The sequence below is a fragment of the Janthinobacterium sp. JC611 genome, assembly GCF_018682595.1.
In the GTDB taxonomy this organism is placed as follows: domain Bacteria; phylum Pseudomonadota; class Gammaproteobacteria; order Burkholderiales; family Burkholderiaceae_D; genus Janthinobacterium.
In genome coordinates this window covers 548,110-559,398 of record NZ_JAFLJN010000003.1, presented here as the reverse complement: position 1 = coordinate 559,398, position 11,289 = coordinate 548,110, and the positions used below count along the sequence as shown (strand labels likewise).

Here is an 11,289-nt window from a genome sequence, read left to right as displayed (position 1 = left end):
TACCGGCCCGGCCCGCCCCGAATCCTCCACCTGCTGCCGCTGCGCGGCAGCCCCGCGCGCCGAGGGCGCGCGTTAGTGGTACTAATTAGGTATTCAACTGAGCCAGCTTCTACAGCACCCAACGCATCAGCCCGTGTCCGAATGGCAGACCTGACCCTCGCGCCTGAACGCATCAGCCCGTGTCCGAATGGCAGACCTGACCCTCGCGCCTGTAAGTGCCGTTTATTTAATGGCAAAGTTAGCCAACGAATTCTGCTGTACGTTCGGCTACTTGCTCTTGACGTAGACGCTGTGGTTTGGGTTGTTTCTTAGGTGATAATCCATGTTGATATTTGCAACTTTTTCTTCACTGGTCCAGGAGCCGAGTTCCTTTTTCTCGGTAGTGCAATAGGCCAGCCAGAACTGTGCGGCATATGCAATACCGAGTGCTGACATGAGAGCCAGCGCGGCAGCGATGTGGGATGGCTTAATTCTCATTTCAATCTCCAATGGTGATGTTGAAGCGGGGGGCAATGGGATGTGTAGTTGCTGCCCCAATCAACTACGCACACAACAGTATTTGAGTAGTTTCGGTTTTAGGTAAAAGAGATCTCTGCGGATGAGACTAACAAATTGTCGGATGAGAAGAGTCACACATTGTCACATCAGCGTAGCTGGTTTGGTCAGTAAAGACCTTTTTGTAGGGATGCCGAGGCGTAGGTAGTTAAGTAGGTACAGTTTTTGCTTGATGCATGAAAGCCCCATTAGCGAGGCGAGCGAGGGGCTGACAATCCGACAAAAGCTTAACAGTTCGTGCTTTAAAGTAGGGCGAATGTCACGACACCATTTCAAAACTTAGATCGTGTTCAAATTTCAGACCCCGGCTTTGCGGCTTTCCCTTGACCATGAGGCGATGTGCCAAATCTTGCCATCCTTGATCGGAGTTGCTATTTGGTAAATCCATTGGTGAATTTTGGCAAATGGTAGCAGCATTTCGGTGCCCTATGCCGCATTTTGCTTTTTCTACAGACGAAAAAAAACCGCTTTCCCCTATGAAAATAGAGAAAGCGGGTTTTGTACCACTATGCGTTTTTTGTTCTGAGTGCCCGGAGCCGGAATCGAACCGGCACGCCCTTACAGGCGGGAGATTTTAAGTCTCCAGTGTCTACCAGTTTCACCATCCGGGCAGCGCGGCGAGATTCTAGCACAGGTGATGCCCATAATGCCATCTTGTGCCTGAGCCACGCTGTCCAGCGTGTGCCGGACAGCATGGTTTTATCTACCCACCCTTAAAACGTCGCCTTGAACTGCACCCCATACGTGCGCGGTTCGTTGACGATGCCGGTCAGGTTGTCGAAATCGATGGCGCCCAGCGACTGGATCTGGTTGGTGATGTTGCGTCCGTACGCGGAGAGCTCATAGCGGTCCCATTTGTAGCCGACGCGCAAGCCGCCTTCGAGCAGTTCCTTGGCCTTGTATTCCTTCGCTTCATACAGGAAAAAGTTGTAGCTGGTGCGGTAGGCCCAGTCCGTGTAGGCGTAGAACTCGCCATTGGCGACGGGGATGCTGTATTTCAGGGTGAAGTTGGTTTGCCATTCCGGGGCGCGCGGCAGCGGGTTGCCGTCGATGTAGGCCGTGCCCTTGAACGGGCCCAGCGGGTCGGTGACGGTGCAGCCGCTGGCCGGGTTGTTTTGCGCGTTGCCGCAGCTTTGCACGAACAGCTTCTTGTCCTGGATTTCCGTGTGGTTGTAGCTGCCGCCCAGGGTCATGCTGAGCGAGTCGCTGAGGTTCGCCTGGAAATCGAGCTCCACGCCACGGCCCGTGGCCTTGTCGGCATTGATCAGCTGGTTCATGTTGACGGCGCCGCTGCCGGCCGTCAGCTGCTTGTCCTTGACGCGGTACTGGAACACGGCCAGGCTCAGGCGCGCGCGCTTGTCGAACAGGTCCTGCTTGATGCCGGCCTCGATGGACAGCGCCTTTTCGGCGCCGGCAAACGAGGGGCGGTCGGCCAGGCCGTTCAGGCGCCCCTGCATCGATGGCGCGCGGTAGCCGGTGGCGATGCGCGCGTAGGCATTGGTTGCCGGCGTGAGCACGTAGGTGCCGCTCAGGTCCCAGCTGATGTTGTGCGAGGTGTCGTTCAGGTTGAAGGGGCCGGCCGTGGTCGCTTCCACGCGCTTGGCCGAGAAATCCTTCTTGTCGCTCGTGTAGCGCAGGCCGGCGCGCAGTTTCAGCGCGTCCGAGACCGTGTAGTTGAGCGAGCCGAAGGCCGCATACGATTTCGAGCTCTGGTTTTGCGTGGCGTAGGCGCTGTTCTGTGGATTGCCGGGCGCCAGGCTGTCAAAGCTGATGCTGTCGATCTGGATATCTTCCTTGAAATAGAACAGGCCGGCGATCCATTGCAGGGGCCCCTTGGCGCTCGATTCGGCGCGGAATTCCTGCGAAATCTGCTTGTGGTTGGGGATCACGTCGGCCGTTTCCACGACGAAGGGGATGAAGCCCGGGCCCATCGGCGGGGCGTACACGGCGCCATAGCCGCCATCGACGTCGGCGCGGCTGAAGAAATCGAGTTTTTCGTAGCCGGTGATCGAATGCAGGGTGATGCCGGGCAAGTCCCATTTCAGGCGCATGCTGCCGCCCTTGGTTTTCAGGTGCTGGCGGTTGATGCCGTCGGTCGGGTAGGAGCCGTAATCGAAATTGTCGACCAGGTCATTCGTGCCCTGTTTCAGGATGTTGGCGCGGAACAAGGTGGCCGTGCCGTCGAGGTTGCGCGCGTGCACATTGAACAGGGCGCTGAAGTCGCGCGTGGGCTTGACCAGCACCTGCAGCCGGGCGGCGCTGTCTTCATAGCCTTCGAAGTCGCGCGTGCCGGTGGGGCGCGGATTGTGCACGCGGTCGTCGCGGCGCTGCGTCTGGCCGGAGAAGCGCAGGGCCACCGTGTCGCTGACGGGCACGTTGTAGGCGCCTTCCAGGTTCTTCATGCCATCCTTGCCGAAGCCGCCGCTCAGGTAGCCTTCCGTCTTGAAGACGGGCTTGGCGGAATCGAACTTGATCACGCCGGCCGGCGAGTTGCGTCCGAACAGCGTGCCTTGCGGGCCGCGCAGCACCTCGACCTGGTCCACGTCGAACACGGGAAAACCCTTCAGCATGGCGTTTTCCTGCACCACGTCGTCCATCACCAGGCCCACGGGCTGCGAGGCGTTCAGGTCGAAGTCGGTATTGCCCAGGCCGCGAATGTAAAAGCGGGGGAAGGTGCGGCCGTAATCGGATTCGACGGACACGCTGGGCGAGCGGCTGTTGAGGAAGCGGATGTCGGCGCCGCCGGCCGTCAGGGTGTCGAGCTTGTCGCCTTTCAGGGTGGCGATGGACATGGGCACGTCCTTGATGTTTTCCGCGCGCCGCTGCGCCGTCACGATCACCGTTTCCAGCTGGCCAGGACCGGCCTGCGCCGCCGCAGCGGCAGGGGCGACGGCGGCAGGCGCCGGGACGCTGTCCTGGACTTGCGCCATCGCCTGCAGAGGAAAGGCGGCGGTGATTGCCAGGGCAATCAGGGTGTGGCGTACTGTGCTGGCATGCGGTGTCATCATGTAACGGCTCCTGTCGGTCGAGGTTGTTGAGGCATGCAGGCTGGCGCTGGCCAGCTGAACGAAAAATCATGCTAGCACGGAAAGTTTTGGTATTCATGCCATTTTCCAGCAATGGCTATTCATATCCGTTTCGACTGAATACGTGAATAAAATCGTATTTGTCGTCAATATCCGACGGGTGCATAGTGGAGTGCCGGCAGGCTTGTGCGAGCGCAAAAGTGGCCGCGCATGGCGATGGGGTTTCCTGCGGGAGCGCAAAAAGAGCGATGGCGGTTGCCGTGCTCGCCGCTTGCGGGCACTGGAAATACAACAGCTGTCGCGGATTTTTTTCGGAAGGGGGCGTGTTGTTGCTGCGCGACAGGGGCGGCTCTACCTGCGGCTATCCCCTGTGCGTATGATCGTTGCCAAGGTGTTCAAATGGGAAATGCGCCCGCGCCCGAGACATTCAGGCAGGCGACCTTGTCGCTGGAAAAATACTTGATTTGTCCCAGGCCGATGGCGTAGCAGCCGTCACTGAGCGGGGAAATGGGGCCGGTGAGTTTTTCACCGCTGACCAGGGTCACCACCCAGGGCGTGGTGGCCGGTTTGCCCGCGTGGTTCAAGGCGTGTTGTACCAAGTCTGACATGTTGCCTCCGATGGAAATCAAAACCCGATGATAGCAGTGTACGGTGTCGGATAGCCGCTGGATTGACGACACGAAGGGCGGGCGCCTTAGGCGTCGGCCAGCAGATTCTTTGGCAGGGCCACCGACACCAGTTTCCAGTGCCACAGGCCGTCGCGCGTCAGGGTCAGTTCGCCGATGTGGCTTTTGCTGTGGGCGCGCTGCACCACGACGCTGTTCCAGGAGGTGTAGCGCAGTTTGTAGTCGGGCTTGGTGTTGCGCTTGCGGCCGCTGATGTCGCTGACCTTGGCGACCGGATTTTCGTAGCGGTCATTGAGCTTCATCAAGGCGACGATGCCTTCGGGCATCAGCATGGTATCGAGCAAAGGATCGATGACGTCGGGACTGATGTCGTCGGCCACTTCCGGCGCCGAGAACAGGGTGTGCAGTTGCTGCCCGAGGCTGCCGCGCAGCTGGGCCAGGTCGATCTGCGCAGCCAGCGCCTGGCTATCCTCGTCCATGGTCGCCGCGCGGATCTTGTTCATGGTGAAATACGGGCTGCCATAGAAGACGCCGGCCAGCGCGACCAGTGCCACTACAGCGAGAAGCATCATTCTTTTCATCGTGCAATCTCTCGGATGCCTGGCGATCCGGTGCGCCTGAAGTGCTGGCATTCTACATAATATTTCTCAAAATCAATATAGCGGTTTAGGTAAGTGTTGTTTTAGATCAAGTTTCGTCAGAGTAATTCTGGCGGCAAGGTGATGTCCGTCAGTTTCCAGTCCCAGATGCCATGGCGGCGCAGCAAAAACTGGCTGGCGGCGGGGCCGGCCCCACTGCGCCGCAGCACCACTTCGTTCCACGAGCGGTATGCCATGCCGAAGTCGTGGCGCTTGCCGTCCGCCCCCTGCTTGCCGTGCAGGATCAGCACCGTGATGCCGGGCGGCGAGACGATGGTGTCGAGCATTTCCTTGAAATCGTCCTCGTTGGCCGTTTCGCCGGCCGCCCGCAGCTGGCGCGTCACGCTGGCGCGTATGGCGGGCAGGTCGGCCTGTTGCGCCAGGGTTTCCAGGCGCACGGATTTCGCCGCGATGCTGATGCGGTACATGGCGATATAGGGGCTGACCCAGGTGAAGCCGATGGCGGCAACGGCAAAAATGATCGCGGTGGCGTACTTTCTTTTCATGGTCCGTGTTTTTGTATGAGCTATGCCGCCGTGATTTTACCCGGCCACGGGTGGCGGATGGTGTAGCATTCGTGCCGGCGCGGACCATCGCGCCGCAATATTGAGGACAACCATGAATATCACTATCAATCAGGTGCTGCAGTCGTATATCGATCCGCTCACCGCCAGCGAATACGCGGCGCTCGAACGCAGCCTGCTGGCCGAAGGCTGCCGCGACGCGCTGGTGCTGTGGAACGACGTGCTGATCGACGGGCATAACCGCTACGCCATCTGCCGCCAGCACGGCATCGAATTCAAGACCATCCAGAACACCAGCTTTACCTCGCTCGACGACGTCATGCTGTGGATGATCGACAATCACCTGGCGCGCCGCAGCGTGTCGGACTTCCAGCGCGGCGTGCTGGCCCTGCGCAAGAAGGAAATCGTCGCCGCGCGCAGTCCCGCGCCCGTCAGCGCCCAGGATGCGCCGGAAGGCGAAAACGCGCCGAAGCCCCCCATGAGCACGCGCGAAGAGGTGGCCAAGGCGGCGAGATTGAGCAGCAACCAGATCAGCCAGATCGAGAAGATCCAGAAGGCCGCGTCGCCGGAATTGGTGCAAGCCGTCCGCTCGGGCACGATCTCCATCAACGCGGCGGCCACCGTGGCGTCCCTGCCGCCGGAAGAGCAGGTGGCGGCCGTCGCCGGCGGCAAAAAACTGCTGCGCCAGGCGGCCAAGGAAATCCGCGAACAGCGCGCTGCCACGCGCACGCCGCGCGAACCGAAGGCGCCCCACGTGTCGCAGGATACGCCGGAAACGGGCAACGAACCGTGGGCGGACAACGCGGCCCAGGCGCCGTCGGAAGCGGAACGCCTGCGCGGCGAGATCGCCAGCCTGAAACAGAAGGTGGCGCAGCTGCAGGCTGAAAATGTGGAACTCAACCAGCGCATAGCAGCCTTGATCGACGCGTCGTAAGGCGCCTGACCAAACCTACTGCGCGTCGCGCTTTGCGGCCTGCGATGCTCACCGTGCTCTAGCACGGTTGCGCTTCTTAGCCACAAATCATCGCCGCTCGCTACGGTTTTGTCAGGTGCCGTGAATGTATTTGGGGAGCCGTACATGCCACATCGCAGTGCTTTGTTTGCCGCCATCGCCTGCGGCGCCGTCGCCGTCCCTCCCGTGCTGGCCGCGCCCGCTGTTTCTGTCACGGACATGTCCCGCTGGCGGGCGCAGGCCGCCAACGTCAGCATCGCGCGCGATACGTGGGGCATTCCCCATGTGACGGGCAAGAGCGATGCGGATGCCGTCTTTGGCCTGATGTATGCGCAGGCGGAAGACGATTTCCCCCGCGTGGAACGCAATTACATCAACGCCATGGGACGGCTGGCGGAAGTGGAGGGCGAACGGGAGCTGTACCGCGACCTGCGCATGAAGCTTTTCATCGACCCGCAGGAGTTGCAGGCGCAGTACCGCGCCAGCCCGGCGTGGCTGCGCAAGCTGATGGATGCGTTTGCCGACGGCCTGAATTTTTACCTGGTCACGCATCCGCAGGTGAAACCAAAGCTGATCACGCATTTCGAGCCGTGGATGGCCCTCAGCTTCAGCGAGGGCAGCATCGGCGGCGATATCGAATCGATCAACCTGGCGCAACTCGAAGCGTTTTACGGCCAGCAAACCGTGGCTGTGGCGCTGGCCAGCGTGGAGACGGGCCTGGACCCGGAGCCCAGCGGCTCGAACGGTTTCGCCATCGCGCCCGCGATCACGAAAAATGGCCATGCGCTGCTGATGATCAACCCGCACACCTCGTTCTACTTCCGCCCTGAAGTGCAGGTCACCAGCGGCGAAGGCTTGAACGCGTATGGCGCCGTCACCTGGGGCCAGTTCTTCGTCTACCAGGGTTTTAACGACCGCCTGGGCTGGATGCATACCTCGGGCGGCGGCGACGTCATCGACGAATACCTGGAAAGCATCGTCGACAAGGATGGCGCATGGTGCTACCGCTATGACGGCGGCTTGCGTCCCTTGAAAGCCGTGCCCGTCACCTTGCCATATAAACTGGCCGACGGCGCCATGGGATCGAAAACCATCACCGTCTACTACAGCCACCACGGCCCCATCGTGCGCGCGCAGGATGGACGCTGGGTGGCCGTGCGCCTGATGCATGAACCGTTGAAGGCGCTCATGCAGTCGTACACGCGCACCAAGGCGCGCGATTACGCGGCCTTTTACAAGACCATGGAACTGCGCACGAATTCCTCGAACAACACCGTGTATGCGGATGCGGACGGTAACATCGCCTACTTTCACGGCAATTTCATCCCCGTGCGCGATCCGCGCTTCAACTGGAAGCAGCCCGTCGACGGCAGCGACCCGGCCACGGAATGGCAAGGGCTGCATACGGTGGCGCAAACCATCACCCTGTTCAATCCGAAAAATGGCTGGATACAGAATACGAACAACTGGCCGTATTCGGCGGCCGGCGCCAACAGCCCGCGCCAGCAGGACTATCCCGCCTACATGTCCGTGTACGGCGAAAACGCGCGCGGCCTGCACGCCGTCAAGGTCTTCCAGAACCAGAAGGATTTCACGCTCGACAAACTGATCGCCGCGTCCTACGACAGCGAGCTGACGGCCTTCGAGGCGCTGCTGCCGCCGCTGTTCGCGGCGTACGATGCGCTGCCGGCGGGCGACGCGCGCAAGCTGGCGCTGGCCGACAAGGTGGCCTTGCTGCGCTCCTGGGACTGGCGCTATTCGCTCACGTCGACGGCGACATCGCTGGCCGTGTTCTGGGGCCAGGAACTGGCCGAAGTGGTTGGAAAACAGGCGCGCGAGCAGGGCGTGCCCGTGGTCGATTTTCTGGCGACGGACAAGGTCACGGCGGCGCAGCGGCTGGCGGCCCTGACGACGGCGGCGGACAAGCTACAGCGCGATTTTGGCCACTGGCAAACGCCGTGGGGCGAGATCAACCGCTTCCAGCGCCTGACGGGAGATATGGTTCAGCCGTTCGACGATGCGCAGCCCAGCTTGCCCGTGCCTTACGCCTCGGGCAACTGGGGCGCGCTGGCCGCGTATGGACAGAGCAGCAAGAGCACCACGCGCAGGATCTACGGCGAGCGCGGCAACAGCTTTGTGGCGGCCGTGGAATTCGGCCCCCGCATCAGGGCGAAAAGCATCCTCGCGGGTGGCCAGAGCGGCGACCCGGCATCGCCGCACTTCCGGGACCAGGCGGCCATGTATGCGCGCGGCGAATTCAAGGACGTGCTGTTTTATCCCGAGGACGTGGCGAAGCACCTGGCGCGCAGATACCACCCCGGAAAATAGCCGCCGGGCGTATCAAATCGCGTCGAGCGCCATGCGCAGATCATGGCGCAAATCCTCGATATCCTCGATCCCCACCGACAGCCGGATCAAGCCGTCGCCGATGCCCAGTTTGGCCCGCTGCCCGGCCGGGATGCTGGCGTGCGTCATCAGGGCCGGGTGTTCGATCAGGCTTTCCACGCCGCCCAGGCTTTCGGCCAGGGCGAACACCTCGCAGCGTTCGAGGAAGCGCCGCGCGCCCGCCAGGTCCGTATCGAGGTCGATCGAGATGATACCGCCGAAACCGTCCATCTGGCGCCGCGCCAGCGCGTGCTGCGGGTGCGATGCCAGGCCCGGATAAAAGACCTTGCGCACTTCCTTTTGCTGCTCCAGCCACTGCGCCAGCGCCAGGGCGCTTTCGCAATGGCGCTGCATGCGGATGGCCAGGGTTTTCACGCCGCGCAGGGCCAGGAAACTGTCGAACGGCCCGGCGATCGCGCCCACGGAATTTTGCAAAAAGCCCAGCTGCGCGCGCCATTCCGCCTGGCGCTCTTCCGCGCCGACGATGGCGATGCCGCCGATGATGTCCGAGTGGCCGTTCAGGTACTTGGTGGTCGAGTGCACGACGATGTCGAAACCCTGTTCCAGGGGGCGCTGCACCAGCGGGCTGGCAAACGTGTTGTCCGCCACGGCGATGATGCCGCGCGCGCGGCAGATGTCGGCAATCGCCCGCAGGTCGGCCAGTTTCAGCATCGGGTTGGTCGGCGTCTCCACCCACACCATCTTCGTTTCCGGACGCAGCGCGGCCAGCAGGTTCTCGGGATTGGTCAGATCGACATAGCTAAATTCGTGCCCGGCCGAGCGCCGCCGCACGCGCTCGAATAAGCGGTAGGTGCCGCCGTACATGTCGTCGCCGGCGACGATGTGGCTGCCCGCGTCCAGCAATTCCAGCACGGACGAGATGGCGGCCAGGCCCGAGGCGAATGCGAAGGCCGCGCTGCCGCCTTCCAGGTCGGCCACGCAGCGCTCGAGCGCCCAGCGCGTGGGATTGTGCGAGCGGCCGTAATCGAGCCCCTTGTGCACGCCGGGGCTGTCCTGCACGAAGGTGGAGGTGGCGTAAATGGGCGGCATGATGGCGCCCGTCGAGGGGTCGGGCGACTGGCCGGCGTGGATGACGCGGGTGGCGAGGCGGCTCTTGCGGGGAATGTGCTGGCTCAAGATAGTGTCCTGCGTAAGTGGTTGAGAAGGTCGAAGCGGGTGATCAAGCCATAGAAGGCGTCAGCGTCGGCGACGACGGCCGTCAAGCCCCGGTCCAGGGTGGCGCGCAGGGCGGGCAGGCCGCTCGATGGCGCCAGGGTTTCGATCTGCGTCGTCATGGTGGCGCCCACCAGACCCGCGAAATGCGCGGCGTCGCTTGATACGTGCAGCAGCAGGTCCGACTCGTCGATGATGCCGACCAGCCGGCCGCCGTCGATGACGGGCAGCTGGGCCAGGTCGCTGGCGCGCATGCGGTTGAATGCCGTCAGCAGGGTGTCGCCCGGCGCCACGCTGACGACGTCGCCCTCGTCGTAGCGGCGCCCGATCAGGTCGCGCAAGTCCCCCGACGGCGCCCGCTGCAGCAGGCCCTGGTCGCGCATCCAGCCGTCGTTGTAGACCTTCGACAGGTAGCGCGTGCCCGTGTCGCAGACGAACGTGACGACGCGCTTCGGGCTAGTCTGTTCGCGGCAGTATTTGAGGGCGGCGGCCAGCAGGGTGCCGGTGGACGAACCGCCGAGGATGCCTTCGGCGCGCAGCAGGGCGCGCGCGGAATCAAAACTCTCCTGGTCGCTGATGGTGTAGGCCTGGGTGACGCTGCCCATGTCGGCGATAGCCGGGATGAAATCTTCGCCGATGCCTTCCACGGCCCACGAGCCGCTGGTGTCCGATACTTTCCCTGATTCGATGTATTCGGTGAGGATGGAGCCTTGCGGGTCGGCCAGCACGAATTCGAGATTCGGCTGCGCCTTGCGGAAGTAGCGCGTCAGGCCCGTCAGGGTGCCGGACGAGCCGACGCCGACGACGATGGCGTCCACGTCATGGCCGCTCTGCTCCCAGATTTCGGGCGCCGTCGTCGTTTCGTGGGCCAGCGGATTGGCGGGATTGTTGAACTGGTCGGCGAAGAAGGCGCCCGGCAGGTCGCGCGCCAGGCGCGCCGCGTAATCCTGGTAGTACTCGGGATGGCCCTTGCCCACGTCCGAGCGCGTGGTGTGTACTTCCGCGCCCAGGGCCTTCAAATGCAGCACTTTTTCCGTCGACATCTTGTCGGGCACGACGAGAATCACGCGGTAGCCCTTGATGCGGCCGACCAGGGCCAGGCCGATGCCGGTGTTGCCGGCCGTCGCCTCGACGATGGTGCCGCCCGGCTGCAAACGGCCGTCGGCTTCGGCCGCTTCGATGATGGACAGGCCGATGCGGTCCTTGATGGAACCGCCGGGATTTTGCGATTCCAGTTTCAGGAACAGCTGGCACAGGCCCGTGTCGAGCCGGGTCACTTCGACCAGCGGGGTATTGCCGATCAGCCTGTATAGCGCTGGCGGCCGGGATGGGGATGGCATTCGATCATTCATGGTGGCTCCTGTCAGAGAAACAGCCGCTCCGGATTATGTCCCGAGCCGCCTTCCGTGC

At 62.4% G+C, this 11,289-nt stretch carries 9 protein-coding genes and 1 tRNA gene; 2 read left to right on the top strand and 8 right to left on the bottom strand.

All coding sequences use genetic code 11. From position 1 onward, the window contains the following. Positions 1-267: 267 nt before the first annotated feature. The 6 genes from J0O65_RS05430 to J0O65_RS05405 form a co-directional block, all read right to left on the bottom strand. On the bottom strand, positions 268-477 hold the full coding sequence (locus tag J0O65_RS05430; RefSeq protein ID WP_215404812.1) for a hypothetical protein: 210 nt from the start codon (positions 475-477) through the stop codon (positions 268-270). 605 nt (positions 478-1,082) lie between these two features. Continuing rightward, a tRNA-Leu gene (locus tag J0O65_RS05425) sits at positions 1,083-1,166 on the bottom strand. 102 nt (positions 1,167-1,268) lie between these two features. Further along, positions 1,269-3,560, bottom strand: coding sequence for a TonB-dependent receptor (locus J0O65_RS05420; RefSeq protein WP_215404891.1), 2,292 nt, complete (start codon positions 3,558-3,560; stop codon positions 1,269-1,271). 416 nt (positions 3,561-3,976) lie between these two features. Beyond that, positions 3,977-4,189 carry a hypothetical protein gene (locus J0O65_RS05415; RefSeq protein ID WP_215404810.1) on the bottom strand — a complete coding sequence of 71 codons (213 nt, stop codon included), beginning with the start codon at positions 4,187-4,189 and terminating at the stop codon, positions 3,977-3,979. An 86-nt stretch (positions 4,190-4,275) separates the two neighbouring features. Next, positions 4,276-4,776 carry a DUF2939 domain-containing protein gene (locus J0O65_RS05410; RefSeq protein ID WP_215404808.1) on the bottom strand — a complete coding sequence of 167 codons (501 nt, stop codon included), beginning with the start codon at positions 4,774-4,776 and terminating at the stop codon, positions 4,276-4,278. 128 nt (positions 4,777-4,904) lie between these two features. Beyond that, the gene (locus tag J0O65_RS05405; RefSeq protein WP_215404806.1) at positions 4,905-5,351 is read right to left on the bottom strand and encodes a DUF2939 domain-containing protein; all 447 of its coding nucleotides are present in this window, start codon (positions 5,349-5,351) and stop codon (positions 4,905-4,907) included. Positions 5,352-5,463: 112 nt separating this feature from the next. Here J0O65_RS05405 and J0O65_RS05400 point away from each other — a divergent pair, with 112 nt between their 5' ends. Together J0O65_RS05400 and J0O65_RS05395 are read left to right on the top strand one after the other, a co-directional pair. Continuing rightward, entirely contained in the window at positions 5,464-6,303 is an 840-nt protein-coding gene (locus J0O65_RS05400; RefSeq protein WP_215404804.1) for a hypothetical protein, read from the top strand. Between the two features lie 144 nt (positions 6,304-6,447). Further along, positions 6,448-8,649 (top strand): acylase, encoded by a 2,202-nt coding sequence (locus J0O65_RS05395; RefSeq protein WP_215404802.1) that lies wholly within the window; start codon positions 6,448-6,450, stop codon positions 8,647-8,649. A 12-nt stretch (positions 8,650-8,661) separates the two neighbouring features. On the opposite strand, the gene J0O65_RS05390 is transcribed toward J0O65_RS05395, so the two are convergent. Further along, positions 8,662-9,843: a trans-sulfuration enzyme family protein gene (locus tag J0O65_RS05390; protein ID WP_215404801.1), complete on the bottom strand. Its 1,182-nt coding sequence runs from the start codon at positions 9,841-9,843 to the stop codon at positions 8,662-8,664. Then, entirely contained in the window at positions 9,840-11,231 is a 1,392-nt protein-coding gene (locus J0O65_RS05385) for a pyridoxal-phosphate dependent enzyme (protein ID WP_502793538.1), read from the bottom strand. The genes J0O65_RS05390 and J0O65_RS05385 overlap by 4 nt, the downstream gene beginning before the upstream one ends. Positions 11,232-11,289 lie beyond the last annotated feature (58 nt).

Excerpts from the sequence above, each read along its gene's own strand:
- J0O65_RS05430 (WP_215404812.1), bottom strand. The coding sequence starts at position 477 with ATGAGAATTAAGCCATCCCACATCGCTGCCGCGCTGGCTCTCATGTCA.
- J0O65_RS05420 (WP_215404891.1), bottom strand. The coding sequence starts at position 3,560 with ATGACACCGCATGCCAGCACAGTACGCCACACCCTGATTGCCCTGGCA.
- J0O65_RS05415 (WP_215404810.1), bottom strand. The coding sequence starts at position 4,189 with ATGTCAGACTTGGTACAACACGCCTTGAACCACGCGGGCAAACCGGCC.
- J0O65_RS05410 (WP_215404808.1), bottom strand. The coding sequence starts at position 4,776 with ATGCTTCTCGCTGTAGTGGCACTGGTCGCGCTGGCCGGCGTCTTCTAT.
- J0O65_RS05405 (WP_215404806.1), bottom strand. The coding sequence starts at position 5,351 with ATGAAAAGAAAGTACGCCACCGCGATCATTTTTGCCGTTGCCGCCATC.
- J0O65_RS05400 (WP_215404804.1), top strand. The coding sequence starts at position 5,464 with ATGAATATCACTATCAATCAGGTGCTGCAGTCGTATATCGATCCGCTC.
- J0O65_RS05395 (WP_215404802.1), top strand. The coding sequence starts at position 6,448 with ATGCCACATCGCAGTGCTTTGTTTGCCGCCATCGCCTGCGGCGCCGTC.
- J0O65_RS05385 (WP_502793538.1), bottom strand. The coding sequence starts at position 11,231 with ATGAATGATCGAATGCCATCCCCATCCCGGCCGCCAGCGCTATACAGG.